Annotated in this window: 19 protein-coding genes and 1 riboswitch; of the genes, 16 read left to right on the top strand and 3 right to left on the bottom strand. The window is 62.9% G+C overall.

The window, feature by feature from the left end; genetic code table 11:
* Nucleotides 1-6 precede the first annotated feature (6 nt).
* The 3 genes from cobW to NKH60_RS00685 all read right to left on the bottom strand — a co-directional run bounded on the left by cobW (nucleotide 7) and on the right by NKH60_RS00685 (nucleotide 2,949).
* Entirely contained in the window at nucleotides 7-1,047 is a 1,041-nt protein-coding gene (gene cobW / locus NKH60_RS00695; RefSeq protein ID WP_352831116.1) for a cobalamin biosynthesis protein CobW, read from the bottom strand.
* Nucleotides 1,044-1,478, bottom strand: a complete 435-nt coding sequence (locus NKH60_RS00690; protein ID WP_352458247.1) for a DUF1636 family protein — start codon at nucleotides 1,476-1,478, stop codon at nucleotides 1,044-1,046. The genes cobW and NKH60_RS00690 overlap by 4 nt, the downstream gene beginning before the upstream one ends.
* A gap of 38 nt (nucleotides 1,479-1,516) precedes the next feature.
* Nucleotides 1,517-1,720: riboswitch (cobalamin riboswitch) on the bottom strand.
* A 29-nt stretch (nucleotides 1,721-1,749) separates the two neighbouring features.
* Nucleotides 1,750-2,949, bottom strand: a complete 1,200-nt coding sequence (locus NKH60_RS00685; RefSeq protein WP_352470229.1) for a winged helix-turn-helix domain-containing protein — start codon at nucleotides 2,947-2,949, stop codon at nucleotides 1,750-1,752.
* A gap of 335 nt (nucleotides 2,950-3,284) precedes the next feature.
* On the opposite strand from NKH60_RS00685, the gene NKH60_RS00680 reads away from it, so the two are divergent.
* The 16 genes from NKH60_RS00680 to NKH60_RS00605 all read left to right on the top strand — a co-directional run bounded on the left by NKH60_RS00680 (nucleotide 3,285) and on the right by NKH60_RS00605 (nucleotide 18,042).
* Nucleotides 3,285-3,650 carry an NADH-quinone oxidoreductase subunit A gene (locus tag NKH60_RS00680; protein ID WP_023676631.1) on the top strand — a complete coding sequence of 122 codons (366 nt, stop codon included), beginning with the start codon at nucleotides 3,285-3,287 and terminating at the stop codon, nucleotides 3,648-3,650.
* Complete coding sequence (locus NKH60_RS00675; protein ID WP_023720749.1) at nucleotides 3,641-4,222, top strand: NuoB/complex I 20 kDa subunit family protein; 582 nt, start codon at nucleotides 3,641-3,643, stop codon at nucleotides 4,220-4,222. The genes NKH60_RS00680 and NKH60_RS00675 overlap by 10 nt, the downstream gene beginning before the upstream one ends.
* A gap of 5 nt (nucleotides 4,223-4,227) precedes the next feature.
* Nucleotides 4,228-4,830 carry an NADH-quinone oxidoreductase subunit C gene (locus NKH60_RS00670; protein WP_352831114.1) on the top strand — a complete coding sequence of 201 codons (603 nt, stop codon included), beginning with the start codon at nucleotides 4,228-4,230 and terminating at the stop codon, nucleotides 4,828-4,830.
* Complete coding sequence (locus NKH60_RS00665; protein ID WP_352850166.1) at nucleotides 4,831-6,021, top strand: NADH-quinone oxidoreductase subunit D; 1,191 nt, start codon at nucleotides 4,831-4,833, stop codon at nucleotides 6,019-6,021.
* Nucleotides 6,018-6,398 (top strand): hypothetical protein, encoded by a 381-nt coding sequence (locus NKH60_RS00660; RefSeq protein ID WP_352831111.1) that lies wholly within the window; start codon nucleotides 6,018-6,020, stop codon nucleotides 6,396-6,398. Before NKH60_RS00665 ends, NKH60_RS00660 begins: the two co-directional genes overlap by 4 nt.
* Nucleotides 6,399-7,466 (top strand): NADH-quinone oxidoreductase subunit NuoE, encoded by a 1,068-nt coding sequence (nuoE, locus tag NKH60_RS00655; RefSeq protein ID WP_352831109.1) that lies wholly within the window; start codon nucleotides 6,399-6,401, stop codon nucleotides 7,464-7,466. It abuts the gene before it with no gap.
* A 10-nt stretch (nucleotides 7,467-7,476) separates the two neighbouring features.
* Nucleotides 7,477-8,781: an NADH-quinone oxidoreductase subunit NuoF gene (nuoF, locus tag NKH60_RS00650; RefSeq protein WP_023676626.1), complete on the top strand. Its 1,305-nt coding sequence runs from the start codon at nucleotides 7,477-7,479 to the stop codon at nucleotides 8,779-8,781.
* Nucleotides 8,782-8,861: 80 nt separating this feature from the next.
* A complete protein-coding gene (locus NKH60_RS00645; RefSeq protein WP_352831107.1) occupies nucleotides 8,862-9,557 on the top strand; it encodes a helix-hairpin-helix domain-containing protein in 696 nt (231 codons plus the stop codon).
* Nucleotides 9,558-9,631: 74 nt separating this feature from the next.
* Nucleotides 9,632-11,713 carry an NADH-quinone oxidoreductase subunit NuoG gene (gene nuoG, locus NKH60_RS00640; protein ID WP_352870858.1) on the top strand — a complete coding sequence of 694 codons (2,082 nt, stop codon included), beginning with the start codon at nucleotides 9,632-9,634 and terminating at the stop codon, nucleotides 11,711-11,713.
* 2 nt (nucleotides 11,714-11,715) lie between these two features.
* Nucleotides 11,716-12,759 carry an NADH-quinone oxidoreductase subunit NuoH gene (gene nuoH / locus NKH60_RS00635; RefSeq protein WP_352831103.1) on the top strand — a complete coding sequence of 348 codons (1,044 nt, stop codon included), beginning with the start codon at nucleotides 11,716-11,718 and terminating at the stop codon, nucleotides 12,757-12,759.
* Nucleotides 12,759-13,016: a hypothetical protein gene (locus NKH60_RS00630; RefSeq protein WP_352745070.1), complete on the top strand. Its 258-nt coding sequence runs from the start codon at nucleotides 12,759-12,761 to the stop codon at nucleotides 13,014-13,016. The genes nuoH and NKH60_RS00630 overlap by 1 nt, the downstream gene beginning before the upstream one ends.
* Nucleotides 13,013-13,504 (top strand): NADH-quinone oxidoreductase subunit NuoI, encoded by a 492-nt coding sequence (gene nuoI / locus NKH60_RS00625; protein ID WP_352745068.1) that lies wholly within the window; start codon nucleotides 13,013-13,015, stop codon nucleotides 13,502-13,504. The genes NKH60_RS00630 and nuoI overlap by 4 nt, the downstream gene beginning before the upstream one ends.
* A 118-nt stretch (nucleotides 13,505-13,622) precedes the next feature.
* Nucleotides 13,623-14,243, top strand: coding sequence for an NADH-quinone oxidoreductase subunit J (locus NKH60_RS00620; protein ID WP_352831101.1), 621 nt, complete (start codon nucleotides 13,623-13,625; stop codon nucleotides 14,241-14,243).
* Between the two features lies 1 nt (nucleotide 14,244).
* On the top strand, nucleotides 14,245-14,553 hold the full coding sequence (gene nuoK, locus NKH60_RS00615; protein WP_023676620.1) for an NADH-quinone oxidoreductase subunit NuoK: 309 nt from the start codon (nucleotides 14,245-14,247) through the stop codon (nucleotides 14,551-14,553).
* A 10-nt stretch (nucleotides 14,554-14,563) separates the two neighbouring features.
* On the top strand, nucleotides 14,564-16,537 hold the full coding sequence (gene nuoL / locus NKH60_RS00610; RefSeq protein WP_352817111.1) for an NADH-quinone oxidoreductase subunit L: 1,974 nt from the start codon (nucleotides 14,564-14,566) through the stop codon (nucleotides 16,535-16,537).
* A complete protein-coding gene (locus NKH60_RS00605) occupies nucleotides 16,537-18,042 on the top strand; it encodes an NADH-quinone oxidoreductase subunit M (protein WP_352681670.1) in 1,506 nt (501 codons plus the stop codon). The genes nuoL and NKH60_RS00605 overlap by 1 nt, the downstream gene beginning before the upstream one ends.
* Nucleotides 18,043-18,045 lie beyond the last annotated feature (3 nt).

Below are 18,045 nucleotides of genomic sequence, written 5' to 3'. Positions count from 1 at the left end.
CCTGGGTCAGCCGGCGAGGATACGCTCGATGGCCGGGCGGTTCAGCCCTTTCAGGCCGATGACGACCAGGCGCGAGCGGCGGTCGTCTTCGGCGGTCCAGGCGCGGTCGTAATAGTGGTTGACGCGCGGACCGACGGCCTGCAGCAGGAGCCGCATCGGCTTGCCGCCGACTTCGACGAAACCCTTGACGCGCAACACGTTTTCTTCCTCCGCCGCCGTGGCGACCCGTTGTGCGAGCTCGTCCGGGTTGGACACAGACGTGATGTCGATGACGAACGAGTCAAAATCGTCATGTTCGTGGTCGAGCTCGTCGTCGTGGTGGGTCTTGCGGTTCTCGATGTCGTCCTCGACGGCGAGGCCGAGGCCGAGCAGCACCGACGGGTCGACCTTGCCTTGCGAAGTCGGTACGATCTTCACCGCCCGCGCAACGTGCTTGCCGATGACGGCATTGGCACGGGCCGAGCCGGCTGCGTCCATCAGGTCGCTCTTCGACAGGATGATCAGGTCGGCGCAGGCGAGCTGGTCTTCGAACACTTCCTCGACCGGATCGTCATGGTCGAGCGTCTGGTCCTGCGCGCGCTGGGCCTGCAGGGCGTCCATGTCGTTGGCTACGCGGCCATCAGCCAGCGCCGGTCCGTCGACCACGGCAATGACGCCGTCCACCGTCACGCGGCTTTTCACCGACGGCCACTGGAAGGCCTGGACCAGCGGCTTGGGCAAAGCGAGGCCGGATGTCTCGATCAGGATGTGGTCGACCCTCGGCGTCAGCGACAGGATCTGGTCCAGCGCCGGGACGAAATCATCGGCGACGGTGCAGCAGATGCAACCGTTGGCCAGCTCGACGATGTTTTCCTCGGGGCAGGTGTCGATGCCGCAGCCCTTCAGGATCTCGCCGTCGATGCCGATGTCGCCGAACTCGTTGACGATGATGGCCAGGCGCTTGCCTTTGGCGTTTTCGAGCAAATGGCGGATCAACGTCGTCTTGCCGGCGCCGAGAAAGCCGGTGACCACGGTGCAGGGAACGCGCGAAAGGGAGGCAGCGGTCATGTCAGGTCCTTCAAAAGGTCAAGGGGAGGGATGCGGGCAACCAGGCCGCGCTTCAGGCAATCGGGACGGCCGCGCCATGGAATGAGCCCATCCGTCGAGGTGGCGAACAGCTTTGCCCCGGTGACGAGATCGGCGCCGCTGGTCGTGGTCAGATCACCGAAGACGTAGCTCCAGCAGCCGTCGCGCAGCATGGCCGCGCTGAGCCGGCGCTTGCAATTGCCGAGGCATTCGACGGTGCGGATTTTGATGTTTTCGCTGGAAGCAGCGCGGCGCGTGTCCTCTGCGAGCAGTTCGCCAGCGCGCGGATGAGCGTCCGAACCGGTCTCGTCACGGCAGGACGAGCAGACGATGACGGTAACGCCGGCCGGGGAATCACCATGGCCGGACAATAAATCCGCTGTCTCAGCCGGAAAACTGCTGTCGCGTTCCAAATCAGGCTCCTTGCCCGGAAAACCCGCCAGGCGATCGGATTCTTAGGTCCTAGACGGCAGGTCTCCTGGCTCGCGGGTCATCGCCTGGGTGCCGCCTTCCCGGGAATATCCCAGTGGTTTTCGGCCTTGGCTCGTCGCTTACAGTTGCGGGGACAGCCGCGGATTTGAAATCGAGATTTCGCACCGCATTCCCTCTTGGCCCCTGCCGTTGCGGGCAGGGGACCGTCTGGAACGGATTTAGGCTTGTGGAGGCAGTTGTGTCAACGCACGTCTATGGCGCGGCGATATCCGCGAGCGGCCGGCCCAAATCGCCGGCAGCGGTCACCTCGATGCGTTCCAGGCCGAGCCAGCCCTGCATCTGCTTCAATTCCTTGAAGAGTTCGGCAGCGGTTTGTGGCGGGGCGCCGGGCTCCGCATAGGCGGCATGGACGCGCAATACGCCGGCCGGCCGGTCGGCCCTGAGGTCAACGCGCCCGACGATGCTGTCGCCGAGCAGGAATGGCAGCACATAATAGCCATACCGCCGCTTTTCGGCCGGCGTGTAGATCTCGATGCGGTAGTGGAAGTCGAACAACCGCTCGGTGCGCGATCGTTCGAAGACGACAGGATCGAACGGCGCGAGCAAGGCGCGCGCCTCGATCCTGCGCGGCAAACGGGCGTCCTTGTGGAGATAGGCTGTTTTGTTCCAGCCGTCGACGCTCACCGGCAACAGCTCGCCGGCCTCGACCAGCTCCTCGATGCGACCCTTGATGTCGGCGGGCGAGAGGCGGAAATAGTCGCGCAGGTCGCCTGCCGTGGCGATGCCGTGGGCACGGGCCGAGATGCGCAGCAATTCGCGGTGAGCGTCTTCGGGGGAGGGCGTTGGCAGACTCAGTATTGTTGGCGGCAGCACGCGCTCCGGCAGATCGTAGAACCGTTCGAAGCCGCGGCGATGCGCCGTGGTGATGCGGCCGGCCCAGAACAGCCATTCGAAGGCGTGCTTGGCATGGCTCCAGCCCCACCAGCCACCCGAACCCTTCTGCCCTTCGAAAGCCGACGCCGCGATCGGGCCTCGTTCGGCGACCTCGCGATAGATGTCTTCGATATAGGCGGCGTGCTCGCGGCCCCATTTGGCCAGTCCGCTGTACATTTCGTCGCCGCACTCGGCCCGCTGCATGCGCCAGCGCATCAGCGGATAGGTCTCGACCGGCAAGAAGGAGGCTTCGTGCGCCCAATATTCGAAGACCATGCGCTTGCGCGTTACGGCGGCGTCGTCGAGCAGCGCCAGCTTGTAGGGGCCAAGCCGCGAATAGAGCGGCATATAGTGGGCGCGCACCACGGCGCTGACGGAATCGATCTGCAGCAGGCCGGTACGGGCAAGCACGCGGGCCAGATGCCGGCGGTCAGGCGTGCCGGTGGGGCGCGGGTCATTGAATCCCTGTGCCGCGAGCGCAATGCGGCGGGCCATGGCGAGCGAGATTTTTTCCTTCATGAAGGCGGCATCCGGACGATTTTAGACAGAGAAAATGACCTGCGATTCCGTGCCATGCTAACAGGGTTTTGGCGGCATCCATGTCAGGAGAGAAAAGTGGAGTAAAAAGTGAAGGAAATCAAACAGGAGCGGATCGGACCAGTTTTCCCGGATATGCCGTCCAGCACCGCGATTTGAACAAGGTTTGACTTGCTTCGCCGAAAGCGCTGCGCTAACCCTCGCCGCGTTGCAGCATAGAGCCCCCTTAAAACGGTTCAGTGGTTAAACTGTCACGCTTCCGCAAGTGGGTCCGGTGCTGTAATCAGAGTGGATTGGCCGCCAACGGAAACTGCAGCATGAACGCACTTTTAGGTTCGTACCTGCCCATCGTCCTGTTCATCGGCGTGGCGCTGATCGTCGGGCTGGCGCTGCTCGCCGCACCGTTCCTGGTGGCCTACCGCAACCCCGATCCGGAAAAGCTTTCCGCCTACGAGTGCGGCTTCAACTCGTTCGACGACGCCCGCATGAAGTTCGATATCCGCTTCTACCTGGTGTCGATCCTGTTCATCATCTTCGATCTGGAGGTGGCCTTCCTGTTTCCGTGGGCGGTGTCGTTCAGCCAGATCGGCATGCTCGGTTTCTGGTCGATGATGGTGTTTTTGGCGGTGCTGACCATCGGCTTTGCCTATGAATGGAAAAAAGGAGCGCTGGAATGGGATTGAACGACAGTTCCGGCACGCTCGTCGCGCCGAAGCCCAAGGGTCTCATCGACCCCAACACCGGCAGGCCGGTGGGGGAGGATGATCCATTCTTCCTGGAGATCAACAACGAGCTCGCCGACAAGGGCTTTCTCGTCACCTCGACCGAGGCGCTGATCACCTGGGCGCGCAGCGGCTCGCTGATGTTCATGACGTTTGGCCTCGCCTGCTGCGCCGTCGAGATGATCCACACGTCGATGCCGCGCTATGACAGCGAGCGCTTCGGGGTGGCGCCGCGCGCGTCTCCGCGCCAGTCCGACATCATGATCGTCGCCGGCACGCTGACCAACAAGATGGCGCCGGCGCTGCGCAAGGTCTACGATCAGATGCCGGAGCCGCGCTACGTCATCTCGATGGGCTCATGCGCCAATGGCGGCGGCTATTATCATTATTCCTATTCGGTGGTGCGCGGCTGCGACCGCATCGTGCCGGTCGACATCTACGTGCCCGGCTGCCCGCCGAGCGCTGAAGCGCTGCTTTACGGCATCCTTCTGCTGCAGAAGAAGATCCGCCGCACCGGCACGATCGAGCGGTGAGCGGCATGACCCAGGCGTTGAATGACCTCTCGACCTATCTCGGCGAGAAGCTGATCGGCCGGATCGGCGAGGCGGTGTTCGCCTATGGCGAACTCACCATCTCGGTCGAGCCGCGCGACCTGATCGAGGTGGTGACCTTCCTGCGCGACGACCCGAAATGCCAGTTCATTTCGATCATCGACGTCTGCGGCGCCGATTATCCGTCACGGGCAAAGCGCTTCGACGTCGTCTATCACCTGCTGTCGCCGAGGCAGAATATCCGCATCCGGCTCAAGGTCCAGGCCGACGAAGAGACGCTCGTGCCGTCGATCACCGGGATATATCCCGGCGCCGACTGGTTCGAGCGCGAGACCTACGATCTCTACGGCGTGCTGTTTTCGGGCCATCCCGATCTGCGGCGGATCCTGACCGACTACGGCTTTGAAGGCCATCCGCTGCGCAAGGACTTTCCGCTGACCGGCTTCGTCGAGGTGCGTTACGACGACGAAGCCAAGCGCGTCATCTACGAGCCGGTGGAGCTCAAGCAGGAATTCCGCAATTTCGATTTTCTGTCTCCGTGGGAAGGTACGGATTACGTGCTTCCGGGGGATGAAAAGGCAAAGCAGTAAATGGCTGAAACCTCCGTTCGCAACTTCAACATCAATTTTGGCCCGCAACATCCAGCGGCGCACGGCGTTTTGCGCCTGGTGCTGGAGCTTGACGGCGAAGTCGTCGATCGCGTTGACCCGCATATCGGGCTGTTGCACCGCGGCACGGAAAAGCTGATCGAGGCCAAGACTTACCTGCAGGCCGTGCCCTATCTCGACCGGCTCGACTATTGCGCGCCGATGAACCAGGAGCATGCCTTCGCGCTTGCCGCGGAGCGGCTGCTCGGCATCGAGGTGCCGAAGCGCGGGCAGTTGATCCGAGTTCTCTACTCCGAGATCGGCCGCATCATGTCGCATATCCTCAACGTGACGACGCAGGCGATGGATGTCGGCGCGCTGACGCCGCCGCTGTGGGGCTTCGTCGAGCGCGAAAAGCTGATGGTGTTCTATGAGCGCGCCTCGGGTTCGCGCATGCACGCGGCCTATTTCCGCCCCGGCGGCGTCCACCAGGACCTGCCGCAGAAGCTGATCGAGGACATCGGCAGCTGGATCGACCCGTTCCTGAAATCGGTCGACGACCTCGACTCGCTCTTGACCGGCAACCGTATCTTCAAGCAGCGCAATGTAGACATTGCCACCGTCTCCCTGGCGGACGCCTGGGCCTGGGGTTTTTCAGGCGTCATGGTGCGCGGCTCGGGCGCGCCGTGGGACCTGCGCAAATCGCAGCCCTACGAATGCTATGCCGAGCTGGATTTCGACATTCCGATCGGCAAGAACGGTGACTGTTTCGACCGCTATCTGGTGCGCATGGAAGAGATGCGGCAGTCGGCGAAAATCATGCGCCAGTGCGTCGACCTGTTGCTCGGCAAGGAGGGCGCCGGCCCGGTGTCCAACCTTGACGGCAAGGTGGTGCCGCCGAAGCGCGCGGCGATGAAGCGCTCGATGGAAGCGCTGATCCATCACTTCAAGCTCTACACCGAAGGCTACCGCGTGCCGGCCGGCGAGGTCTATGCCGCAGTCGAGGCGCCAAAGGGCGAGTTCGGCGTCTATCTCGTCTCCGACGGCACCAACAAGCCCTATCGCTGCAAGCTGCGCGCGCCGGGCTTTGCGCATCTGCAAGCCATGGACTTTTTGTGCCGCGGCCACATGTTGGCAGACGTCACCGCTGTGCTTGGCTCCCTCGATATCGTCTTCGGGGAGGTGGATCGGTGAAGATGCGGAGCGCCCTGCATGTTGCTGCCGGTTTTGCTGCCGGAGTGGCAGGCATGGGTGCCGTTGCCGCCTGGGGCCGCTCGGCGGAAGCCTATTGGGTGTCCTGCCGCCTTGAGGGCGTGAAGACAGATGTCATGTGCAGGGTAACCACGACGGGCCGACTTTGGGATCTGGATTCCGGTTGGTATCTTTATGCCGATACGGCATATCCGGATTGGAATGTGGCCCTTGGCGCGGATTGCTCGGATCGGTATCGCGAATATCGCGACTATGTCGACACTACCCGGGGAAAGATCGGAAACGATGAGAGTACCGCGGTCTTGGCCAGGTCCGACCCTCGTTTTTATTTCGACTGCTACAACAGAGTTAAAAGCTAAATGTCAGTCCGCCGTCTCGCAGAAGCCAGCCTCCAGCCAGCCTCCTTCGCCTTCAACCGGGCGAATGCGGCGGCGGCGAAGCAGTGGATCAAGAAATATCCGAAGGGGCGCGAGCAATCCGCGATTATCCCCTTGCTCATGCTGGCGCAGGAGCAGGAAGGCTGGGTGACCAAGGCGGCGATCGAGACGATCTCCGACATGCTCGACATGCCCTATATCCGTGGGCTGGAAGTCGCCACCTTCTATACGCAATACCAGCTCAATCCGGTCGGCACCCGCGCTCATATCCAGGTCTGCGGCACCACGCCCTGCATGCTGCGCGGCTCGGAAGCGCTGATGGATGTGTGCCGCTCGAAAATCCATCACGACCAATTCCACACCAACGACAAGGGCACGCTGTCGTGGGAGGAGGTCGAGTGCCTCGGCGCCTGCGTCAACGCACCGATGGTGATGATATTCAAGGACACCTATGAGGATTTGACGCCGGAGCGGCTTGCCGAGATCATCGACCTCTATGACGCCGGCAAAGGTGCTTCGGTGACGCCAGGACCGCAAAACGGCCGCATCACCTCTGAGCCGGCCAGTGGCCTGACGACCCTCAAGAGCGAAAAGGCGATCCTCAAGGCGACCCGCGACCGGGAAACCAGGGCGGCGACCAAGGCCGCCAAGGATGCAGAGCCGGCGGCTGCCGCCGCAGCACCAGTTCCGCCAGCGGCTTCGGCCGCGCCTGCACCGGCGCCGGTTGCGCCCTCGAATGCCAGCAAGCCGAAAACCGACGCGGTCGAGACCAACCCGGCGCTGAAATCGCCGTCGGCCACGAAAGTCGCGCCCGCGGTGGAGAAGGCGGCGAGCGTCGCAGCGCCTCTGCATTCGGCCGCCAATGCCAACAAGGCCGAGCCGCAGGTCGAGGACGTCTCGAAACAGCGCAAGGGCCCCAAGAACAAGGCCGAGCCGGCGTCTGCCTTCAAGGCGCCGGAGGCCAAGGTCAAACCGGCGAAGGCTGCCGCCAAGGCGGCCAAGGCGTCGCCCGGAAACAAGAGCCGGCCGACCGGCAAGAAGCCGGTCTGAGGAACGAGCAATGCTTCAGGACAGAGACCGCATCTTCAACAACATCTACGGCCGCTTCGACAAGTCGCTGGCCGGCGCCATGGCGCGCGGCGCCTGGGACAACACGCCCGGCATCGTTGCCAAGGGGCGCGAGTGGATCGTCAACGAGATGAAGGCATCGGGCCTGCGCGGCCGCGGCGGCGCCGGTTTCCCGACCGGGCTCAAATGGTCGTTCATGCCCAAGCAAAGCGACGGCCGGCCGAGCTATCTCGTCGTCAATGCCGACGAGTCCGAGCCCGGCACCTGCAAGGACCGCGACATACTGCGCCATGACCCGCACACGCTGGTCGAAGGCTGCCTGCTTGCCGGCTTCGCCATGGGCGCGGTCGCCGCCTACATCTATGTGCGCGGCGAGTTCATCCGCGAGCGCGAGGCGCTGCAACGCGCCATAGACGAGGCCTATGCGGCCAAGCTGATCGGCAAGAACAACACCTCCGGCTACGATTTCGACATTTACATGCACCATGGCGCCGGCGCCTATATCTGCGGCGAGGAAACGGCGCTGCTCGAAAGCCTCGAGGGCAAGAAGGGCCAGCCGCGGCTGAAGCCGCCATTTCCGGCCAATGTCGGCCTCTATGGCTGCCCGACGACGGTCAACAATGTCGAGTCCATCGCTGTCGCGCCGACCATCCTGCGCCGCGGTGCCGCCTGGTTCTCGTCCTTCGGCCGGCCCAACAATGTCGGCACCAAGCTGTTCTGCATCTCCGGCCACGTCAACAATCCGTGCACCGTCGAAGAGGCGATGTCGATCCCGTTCCGCGAACTGATCGAGACGCATTGCGGCGGCATCCGCGGCGGCTGGGACAACCTGCTGGCGGTCATTCCGGGCGGCGCCTCGGTGCCGCTGGTGCCGGCCGAGCAGATCATCGACGCGCCGATGGATTTCGATGCGTTGCGCGACCTGAAATCGGGCCTCGGCACGGCGGCTGTCATCGTCATGGACAAATCGACCGATATCGTGAAGGCGATCGCGCGGCTGTCCTATTTCTACAAGCACGAGAGCTGCGGCCAGTGCACGCCTTGCCGTGAGGGCACCGGCTGGATGTGGCGGGTGATGGAACGGCTGGTGCGCGGCGAGGCGCAGAAGCGCGAGATCGACATGCTGCTCGACGTGACGAAGCAGGTCGAGGGCCACACGATCTGTGCGCTGGGCGATGCGGCGGCGTGGCCGATCCAGGGCCTGATGCGGCATTTCCGCGGCGAGGTGGAGCGGCGCATCGACGAGTTTTCGCGCAACGCACACCGCGCCGAACCGGTGCTGGCGGCGGCGGAATAGAAGAATTCAAAAAATTGCGGGCGAATGCCCGAAACGAGGAAACGAGCGCGGGGCAGACGGAAACGACCAGGAGACCACCTATGTCGCTGTTTTCGACACCCGACGATTTTACGCCCGATATGGACCCGTTGTTGAAGATGAACCAGGATCTGACCAGGATGATGCCGAAGGAGATGGCCAATGCCGTCAATCTCCTGGCGCATCCTGTCGCGGGCGCGGCGGCGATGACGGCACTCGGCATCGGCCTTGCCAACCATGCCTTTGGTATCTGGATGGGCGTGCTTTCAGGCGCCGCCGAGACCTCGCAGCGGCTTTGGCAACCGGTCGCCGAGGATTTCGAGGCGCGAACGGAACGCTTTTCCGCGACCGGCAAAAGCTCCTCGACCAAGGCGCGCGCGGCGACCAAAACCCTGATTGCCGAGGCGCAGTCCTTCGCCAACGATGTGACTGACATTGCGACGAGCACCGCTGCACGGAGCTTGGCGAATGCCAGCACCGTTGCAGCGGATGCGTCGGCTGGGCTGATGCCGGAAGATTTCAAGCAGCCCAAGCCGATGGATCGGCCAGCCGAGCCGGCCGACCTCAAGGCGATATCGGGCATCGGGCCGAAACTGGAAAAGGTGCTGAACGGCCTTGGCATCTGGACATACGCCCAGATCGCCGCGTGGACGCCGCAAGAGATCGCCTGGGTCGAAGATTACCTGTCGTTGAAGGGCCGCATCGGCCGCGACAGCTGGATCGGTCAGGCGGCCGCGTTGGCCGGGGCCAAAAAGTGAATTCAATATCGTGCGCGGTCTCGGCTGCGCCCGGAAGGAAAGATTGCGGAACGTCCGCAGGGGTTTGAGGCGAAATGGCAAAGCTCAAGGTCGACGGGAAAGAGATCACTGTACCCGACCACTACACGCTGCTGCAGGCGGCCGAGGACGCCGGCGCGGAAGTGCCGCGCTTCTGCTTCCACGAGCGGCTGTCGATCGCCGGCAATTGCCGCATGTGCCTGATTGAGGTGAAAGGCGGTCCGCCCAAGCCGCAGGCGTCCTGCGCCATGGGCGTGCGCGACCTGCGCCCCGGCCCGAACGGCGAGCCGCCGGAAATCTTCACCAACACGCCGATGGTCAAGAAGGCGCGCGAAGGCGTGATGGAATTCCTGCTGATCAACCATCCGCTGGACTGCCCGATCTGCGACCAGGGCGGCGAGTGCGACCTGCAGGACCAGGCGATGGCGTTCGGAGTCGATTCCTCGCGCTACCATGAGAACAAGCGGGCGGTCGAAGACAAGTATATCGGGCCGCTGGTCAAGACCATCATGAACCGCTGCATCCATTGCACGCGCTGTGTCCGCTTTACCACCGAGATTGCCGGCATCTCCGAGCTCGGCCTGATCGGCCGCGGCGAGGATGCCGAGATCACCACCTATCTCGAAAGCGCGATGACTTCGGAACTGCAAGGCAATGTCATCGACCTTTGCCCGGTTGGTGCGCTGACCTCCAAACCGTACGCCTTCCAGGCACGGCCGTGGGAACTGACCAAGACCGAATCCATCGACGTGATGGACGCCGTCGGCTCCGCGATCCGCGTCGATAGCCGAGGCCGCGAAGTGATGCGCATCCTGCCGCGTACCAACGAGGCGGTGAACGAGGAGTGGATTTCCGACAAGACCCGCTTCATCTGGGATGGTCTGCGCACGCAGCGCCTCGACCGGCCCTATGTGCGAAAGGAGGGCAGACTGGCCCCGGCAAGCTGGGCCGAGGCTTTTGCCGCGATCAAGGAAGCGGTGTCGAATGCCGCACCCGAAAAGATCGGTGCCATTGCCGGCGATCTTGCCGCCGTCGAGGAGATCTACGCGCTGAAGCTTCTGATGGCTTCGCTCGGCTCGAAGAACACCGACTGCCGCCAGGACGGCGCCGCACTCGATCCGTCGCTCGGCCGGGCGAGCTATGTGTTCAACCCGACCATCGAAGGCATCGAACAGGCCGATGCGGTGCTGATCATCGGCGCCAATCCGCGCTTCGAGGCATCCTTGCTCAACGCCCGCATCCGCAAGCGCTGGCGGGCCGGCAATCTGCCAGTCGGCGTCATCGGCGATGTCGGCGATACGCGCTATGATTACGAGCAGCTCGGCGCCGGGCCGGAATCGCTGAAGGATCTGGCCGACGGCAATGGCAAGTTCTTCCAACTGCTGAAGAAGGCGACGCATCCGCTGATCATCGTCGGACAGGGTGCGCTGGCGCGTCCGGACGGGGCGGCCGTGCTCGGCCAGGCGGCGAAGCTCGCCGTCGCCGTCAACGCCGCCAGGGCCGACTGGAACGGCTTTGCCGTGCTGCACACTGCCGCGGCACGCGTCGGCGGCCTCGATGTCGGGTTTGTGCCGGGCGAGGGCGGCAGGAACGTCGCCGGCATGCTGGGCGAGACCGATGTGCTGTTCCTGCTCGGCGCCGACGAAATCGACATGGCAAAGACCGGCGGCGCTTTCGTCGTCTATATCGGCACGCATGGCGACAAGGGCGCACACCGCGCCAACGTCATCCTGCCGGGTGCCGCCTATACCGAGAAGTCGGGCACCTTCGTCAACACCGAGGGGCGCGTGCAGCAGACCAACCGTGCCGGCTTCGCGCCCGGTGAGGCACGCGAGGACTGGGCGATCCTTCGGGCACTATCGGATGTGCTTGGCAAGAAGCTGCCGTTCGATTCGCTGCCGCAGCTGCGCGCTAAGCTCTATGCGGAATACCCGCATCTTGCCCGCATCGACCATGTCGCGGCCGGCGACCCGGCCGACATCGCCAGGGTTGCCAAGCTCGGCGGGCGGCTGAACAAGGGCACCTTCACCTCGCCGGTCAAGGATTTCTACCTGACCAACCCGATCGCGCGGGCTTCCGCGGTGATGGCCGAGTGCTCGGCTTTGGCGAAGAACGGCTTCAGGCAGGCGGCGGAGTAGACATGGACACCTTCTTCTCCTTCTACGTGCTGCCGGCGCTGCTGATCCTTTTGAAGTCGGTCGTGCTGATCATCGTTCTGTTGATCTTCGTCGCCTATGTGCTTTACGCCGACCGCAAGATCTGGGCGGCGGTGCAATTGCGCCGCGGACCGAACGTCGTCGGCCCGTGGGGCACGCTGCAGGCGTTCGCCGATCTGCTGAAATTCGTCTTCAAGGAGCCGGTCATCCCGTCCGGCGCCAACAAGGGCGTTTTCCTGCTGGCGCCCTTGGTGTCGGCGGTGCTGGCGATCTCTGCCTGGGCGGTCATACCGGTCAATGAAGGCTGGGCGATCGCCAACGTCAATGTCGGCATCCTCTATGTCTTCGCCATCTCCTCGCTCGAGGTCTATGGCGTCATCATGGGCGGCTGGGCGTCCAATTCGAAATACCCCTTCCTCGGCGCGCTGCGCTCGGCGGCGCAGATGGTGTCCTACGAAGTCTCCATCGGTTTCGTCATTGTCACCGTGCTGCTTTGCGTCGGCTCGCTCAACCTGTCCGACATCGTCTTGTCGCAGCAGGACGGGCTGGGCACACGGCTCGGCCTGCCCAACACCTTCCTCGACTGGCATTGGCTGTCGCTGTTCCCGATGTTCATCGTCTTCTTCATCTCGGCATTGGCCGAGACCAACCGGCCGCCCTTCGACCTTGTGGAAGCCGAATCGGAACTCGTCGCCGGCCATATGGTCGAATATTCCTCGACGCCGTTCCTGTTGTTCTTCCTCGGCGAATATGTCGCCGTCGTCCTGATGTGCGCGCTGGCCACCATCCTGTTCCTTGGCGGCTGGCTGCCGCCCTTCAACTTCGCGCCGTTCACCTGGGTGCCGGGGCTGATCTGGTTCGTGCTCAAGGTCTGCCTGGTGTTCTTCATGTTCTCCATGGTGAAGGCGTTCGTGCCGCGCTACCGCTACGACCAGCTGATGCGGCTCGGCTGGAAGGTCTTCCTGCCGATCTCGCTGTTCATGGTGGTCGCCACCGCCGCCTTCCTCAAGATCACGGGGTTTGCGTGATGGGCAGTCTGATCGTTGGTTTTCTAGGCGCAGCTGTCGGCGTGCTTGTTGCGCTCTTTGGCAACGTCGTTGTGCTGCCCTACGTTTTGCGGCAACAGGACCAAAGGTTGGCAGCAAACTACCGAGTGCCGGTGTTTGGCTGGGACAAGCAGATATTGGCGTCGATGACGAGACTTGCATACCGTTTCCTGATGCCTGTCTTTTTCGGATTTATCGGCGCAATCGCTGCAACACAGATCTTTGGGGGTGCTGAATGAGTACGCTATCCCAGGCCGCCAAGTCACTGCTTTTGCAGGACTTCGTCAGCGCTTTCTTCCTGTCGATGCGCCAATTCTTCGCGCCGAAGGAGACCATCAACTATCCGCATGAAAAGGGGCCGGTCAGCCCGCGCTTCCGTGGCGAACATGCGCTGCGCCGCTACCCGAACGGCGAGGAACGCTGCATCGCCTGCAAACTATGCGAGGCGATCTGCCCGGCGCAGGCCATCACCATCGAAGCCGGCCCACGTCGCAATGACGGCACGCGGCGCACCGTGCGCTACGACATTGATATGGTGAAATGCATTTACTGCGGCTTCTGCCAGGAAGCCTGCCCGGTCGACGCCATTGTCGAGGGCCCGAATTTCGAATTCGCGACGGAGACGCGCGAGGAGCTTTATTACGACAAGGACAGGCTCCTGGCCAATGGCGACCGCTGGGAGCGTGAACTGGCGCGCAACATCTCGCTGGATGCGCCTTACCGCTGATATTTGACGCATGGACGGGGCGAGGGCCCTCGTTTAAGGAACACGCAACTTGCCGACCGGAGGCGGTGGCAAAAAACAGGACGAACGTCCTGTTCTGACAGGAAACCCGGGGGAACCCATGCTGAGTGGACTAGAGGCGGCCTTTTTCTACCTCTTCGCCTTTGTCGCGGTGGCATCGGCGTTCATGGTCATATCGGCGCGCAATCCCGTGCATTCGGTGCTGTTCCTGATCCTGACCTTCTTCAACGCCGCCGGCCTTTTCATGCTGACCGGCGCCGAGTTCCTGGCGATGATCCTGCTCGTCGTCTATGTCGGCGCGGTGCTGGTGCTGTTCCTGTTCGTCGTCATGATGCTCGACGTCGACTTCGCCGAAATGAAGGAAGGCGCCCTGCAATATGCACCGATCGGCGCGCTGGTCGGGCTGATCCTGGCGGCGGAGCTGATCGTGGTGCTCGGCGGCTATACATTCGCGCCGAAACTGGTGGCGACGGTCGCCAAACCCATTCCGGACCTGGCCGCGCGCTCGAACACGGCAGCGCTCGGCGACATCCTCTATACGGATTACCTCTATTACTTCCAGGTGGCGGGGCTGGTGCTGCTGGTCGCCATGATCGGCGCCATCGTGCTGACGCTGCGCCACAAGCCGGGCGTCAAGCGGCAGTCGATCGCCGCCCAGGTCGGCCGCACGGCGGCAACCGGAGTGGAAATCCGCAAGGTCAAGACGGGCGAAGGAGTCTGAGATGGTCGTCGGCATCGCGCACTACCTGACCGTATCGGCGATCCTGTTCACGCTCGGCGTGTTCGGCATCTTCCTGAACCGCAGGAACGTCATCGTCATCCTGATGTCGATCGAGCTGATCCTGCTTGCCGTCAACATCAATTTCGTCGCCTTCTCGGCGGCGCTCGGCGACCTGGTCGGCCAGGTGTTCGCACTGTTCGTGCTGACGGTCGCGGCGGCCGAAGCGGCGATCGGCCTTGCCATTCTCGTCGTCTTCTTCCGCAACCGCGGCTCGATCGCGGTCGAAGACGTGAACATGATGAAGGGTTGACGGAACCACCATGTATCAGGCCATCGTCTTCCTTCCGCTGCTCGGCTTCTTGATCGTCGGCCTGTTCGGCACTTCGCTCGGCGCCAAGGCTTCAGAATACATCACCTCCGGCTTCCTGGTGATCGCGGCTGTGCTGTCGTGGGTCGCCTTCTTCTCGGTCGGCTTCGGCGGCGGCGAGGTGTTCACCGTGCCGGTGATGCGCTGGATCCAGTCGGGCGGGCTGGAGGCGTCCTGGGCGCTCAGGATCGACACGCTGACGGTGGTCATGCTGGTCGTCGTCAACACGGTGTCGTCGCTGGTCCATATCTACTCGATCGGCTACATGCATCACGATCCGGACCGGCCGCGCTTCTTCGCCTATCTGTCGCTGTTTACCTTCGCCATGCTGATGCTGGTGACGGCCGACAACCTCGTGCAGATGTTCTTCGGCTGGGAAGGCGTCGGCCTTGCCTCCTATCTGCTGATCGGCTTCTGGTACAAGAAGCCTTCGGCCAATGCGGCTGCAATCAAGGCCTTCGTCGTCAACCGCGTCGGCGATTTCGGCTTTGCGCTCGGCATCTTCGGCGTGTTCGTGCTGTTCGGCTCGGTCAATCTCGGCACCATCTTCGCCAATGCGGCGACGTTCATTCCGGCGGAAGGCGCGCCGCAAGGTGCGGCCGTGCTGACCTTCCTCGGCTATGCACTCGACAGGCAGGCTGCGATGACGGTCGTCTGCCTGCTCCTGTTCATGGGCGCCATGGGCAAGTCGGCGCAGGTGCCGCTGCACACCTGGCTGCCGGATGCCATGGAGGGCCCGACGCCGGTCTCGGCACTGATCCATGCCGCCACCATGGTGACGGCAGGCGTGTTCATGCTGGCGCGGTTGTCGCCGCTGTTCGAGCTGTCGCATTCGGCACTGACGGTGGTCACCTTCATCGGCGCTTTCACCGCCTTCTTCGCGGCGACAGTCGGTCTCGTCCAGAACGACATCAAGCGCGTCATCGCCTATTCGACCTGTTCGCAGCTCGGCTACATGTTCGTGGCGCTCGGCGTCGGTGCCTATGGCGCAGCGATTTTCCATCTGTTCACCCACGCCTTCTTCAAGGCGCTGCTGTTCCTCGGCTCGGGCTCGGTCATCCACGCCGTCTCCGACGAGCAGGACATGCGCAAAATGGGCGGCCTGAGGACGCTGATTCCGACGACTTACTGGATGATGGTGATCGGCACGTTGGCGCTGACCGGTGTCGGCATTCCGGTAACGATCATCGGCACGGCCGGCTTCTTTTCCAAGGACGCCATCATCGAAGCGGCCTTCGCCGGCCACAATGCGGTCGCCGCGTTTGCCTTCATATTGCTGGTCATTGCCGCCTGCTTCACCTCCTTCTACTCCTGGCGGCTGATCTTCATGACCTTCCACGGCGAGCCGCGGGCCAGCCACGAGGTCATGCACCATGTCCATGAATCGCCGCCGGTCATGCTGGTGCCGCTGTTCATCCTGGCGGCGGGCGCGCTGTTCGCCGGCGTGATCTTCCACGGCGCCTTCATCGGCGAGGGCTATGCCGAATTCTGGAAGGCGTCGCTGTTCACGCTGCCGGACAACCACATCCTGCACGAAATCCACGAAGTGCCGTTGTGGGTCGAGCTGTCACCGTTCATCGCCATGCTGATCGGCTTTGCGATTGCCTGGCAGTTCTATATTCGCGCGCCGGAAATGCCTCGGAGCGTCGCCGCCAACCATCGCCTGCTCTATGCCTTCCTGCTCAACAAATGGTATTTCGACGAGCTCTACGACTTCCTGTTCGTGCGGCCGGCAAAGCGCCTCGGCAGCTTCCTGTGGAAGACCGGCGACGGCACCGTCATCGATGGGCTCGGGCCGGACGGCATTTCGGCGCGCGTCGTCGACGTCACCAACCGGGTCGTCAAGCTGCAGACCGGCTATCTCTACCACTATGCCTTCGCCATGCTGATCGGCGTTGCCGCACTCGTCACCTGGATGATGCTCTGATGACCGCCTGGCCGATCCTATCTCTGGTCACCTTCCTGCCGCTGGTTGGTGTGCTGCTCATCCTTTTCGTGCGTGACGACAGCGAGAACGCGCGCCGCAACATCCGCGCCATCGCGCTGTTCACGACTGCGTTCACCTTCGTGGTTTCGCTGTTTATCTGGACCGGCTTCGACAATTCGCAGCCCGGCTTCCAGTTCGTCGAGAAGTTTGCCTGGCTGGATTCCGGCATCTCCTACCATATGGGCGTAGACGGCATCTCCATGCTGTTCGTCATCCTGACCACCTTCCTGATGCCGCTCTGCATCCTCGCCTCGTGGGAATCGATCGAGAAGCGCGTCAAGGCCTATATGATCGCCTTCCTGCTGCTCGAGACGCTGATGATCGGCGTGTTCTGCGCGCTCGACATCGTCTTGTTCTACGTCTTCTTCGAAGCCGGCCTGATCCCGATGTTCATCATCATCGGCGTGTGGGGCGGCAAGCGGCGCGTCTATGCCTCGTTCAAGTTCTTCCTCTATACGCTGGCCGGCTCGGTGCTGATGCTGCTCGCCATCATGGCGATGTTCTTCCAGTCCGGCACCACCGATATCCCGACGCTTCTGACGCATAACTTCCCAGCCAATATGCAGACCTGGCTATGGCTTGCCTTCTTCGCGTCCTTCGCGGTGAAGATGCCGATGTGGCCGGTGCATACCTGGCTGCCGGACGCACATGTCGAGGCGCCGACGGCCGGCTCGGTGATCCTGGCCGCCATCCTGCTCAAGATGGGCGGGTACGGCTTCCTGCGTTTTTCGCTGCCGATGTTTCCGATCGCATCCGAAATGTTCGCGCCGCTGATCTTCACGCTTTCCGTCGTCGCCATCATCTACACCTCGCTGGTGGCGCTGATGCAGGAGGACATGAAGAAGCTGATCGCCTATTCGTCGGTCGCTCACATGGGCTTCGTCACCATGGGAATCTTCGCGATGAACCAGGAAGGCGTCCAGGGTTCGATCTTCCAGATGCTGTCGCACGGCCTGGTCTCCGGCGCGCTGTTCCTCTGCGTCGGCGTCGTCTACGACCGCATGCACACGCGTGACATCGACGCCTATGGCGGGTTGGTCAACAACATGCCGAAATATGCAACCGTGTTCATGATCTTCACCATGGCCAATGTCGGCCTGCCCGGCACCAGCGGCTTCGTCGGCGAGTTCCTGACCATGCTCGGCGTGTTCCGGGTCAACACCTGGGTGGCGTTCTTCGCCGCCACCGGCGTCGTCCTTTCGGCGGCCTATGCGCTCTGGCTCTACCGCAAGGTGATCTTCGGCGCGCTGACCAAGGAAAGCCTGAAAGGCCTGCTCGACCTGTCGACGCGCGAGAAGGTGATCATCTATCCGCTGGTCGCGCTGGTCATCTTCTTCGGCGTCTATCCGGCGCCGATCTTCGACGCGACCGCCGAATCGGTCAAGGCGCTCGTTACCAATGTCACCGCATCCATCGGCGCCGCGCAGACCGCGGCGGCGAACTGACTG

This window comes from Mesorhizobium sp. M1006 (genome assembly GCF_040318825.1).
GTDB lineage: Bacteria > Pseudomonadota > Alphaproteobacteria > Rhizobiales > Rhizobiaceae > Mesorhizobium.
Note: the sequence above shows the minus strand (reverse complement) of the source record. Positions and strands in the feature narration are given on the sequence as shown.

Excerpts from the sequence above, each read along its gene's own strand:
- NKH60_RS00605 (WP_352681670.1), top strand. The coding sequence starts at position 16,537 with ATGACCGCCTGGCCGATCCTATCTCTGGTCACCTTCCTGCCGCTGGTT.
- nuoF (WP_023676626.1), top strand. The coding sequence starts at position 7,477 with ATGCTTCAGGACAGAGACCGCATCTTCAACAACATCTACGGCCGCTTC.
- nuoI (WP_352745068.1), top strand. The coding sequence starts at position 13,013 with ATGAGTACGCTATCCCAGGCCGCCAAGTCACTGCTTTTGCAGGACTTC.
- NKH60_RS00680 (WP_023676631.1), top strand. The coding sequence starts at position 3,285 with ATGAACGCACTTTTAGGTTCGTACCTGCCCATCGTCCTGTTCATCGGC.
- nuoK (WP_023676620.1), top strand. The coding sequence starts at position 14,245 with ATGGTCGTCGGCATCGCGCACTACCTGACCGTATCGGCGATCCTGTTC.
- nuoE (WP_352831109.1), top strand. The coding sequence starts at position 6,399 with ATGTCAGTCCGCCGTCTCGCAGAAGCCAGCCTCCAGCCAGCCTCCTTC.
- NKH60_RS00685 (WP_352470229.1), bottom strand. The coding sequence starts at position 2,949 with ATGAAGGAAAAAATCTCGCTCGCCATGGCCCGCCGCATTGCGCTCGCG.
- NKH60_RS00620 (WP_352831101.1), top strand. The coding sequence starts at position 13,623 with ATGCTGAGTGGACTAGAGGCGGCCTTTTTCTACCTCTTCGCCTTTGTC.
- NKH60_RS00665 (WP_352850166.1), top strand. The coding sequence starts at position 4,831 with ATGGCTGAAACCTCCGTTCGCAACTTCAACATCAATTTTGGCCCGCAA.
- NKH60_RS00670 (WP_352831114.1), top strand. The coding sequence starts at position 4,228 with ATGACCCAGGCGTTGAATGACCTCTCGACCTATCTCGGCGAGAAGCTG.
- nuoL (WP_352817111.1), top strand. The coding sequence starts at position 14,564 with ATGTATCAGGCCATCGTCTTCCTTCCGCTGCTCGGCTTCTTGATCGTC.
- nuoH (WP_352831103.1), top strand. The coding sequence starts at position 11,716 with ATGGACACCTTCTTCTCCTTCTACGTGCTGCCGGCGCTGCTGATCCTT.
- NKH60_RS00675 (WP_023720749.1), top strand. The coding sequence starts at position 3,641 with ATGGGATTGAACGACAGTTCCGGCACGCTCGTCGCGCCGAAGCCCAAG.
- nuoG (WP_352870858.1), top strand. The coding sequence starts at position 9,632 with ATGGCAAAGCTCAAGGTCGACGGGAAAGAGATCACTGTACCCGACCAC.
- cobW (WP_352831116.1), bottom strand. The coding sequence starts at position 1,047 with ATGACCGCTGCCTCCCTTTCGCGCGTTCCCTGCACCGTGGTCACCGGC.
- NKH60_RS00645 (WP_352831107.1), top strand. The coding sequence starts at position 8,862 with ATGTCGCTGTTTTCGACACCCGACGATTTTACGCCCGATATGGACCCG.
- NKH60_RS00630 (WP_352745070.1), top strand. The coding sequence starts at position 12,759 with ATGGGCAGTCTGATCGTTGGTTTTCTAGGCGCAGCTGTCGGCGTGCTT.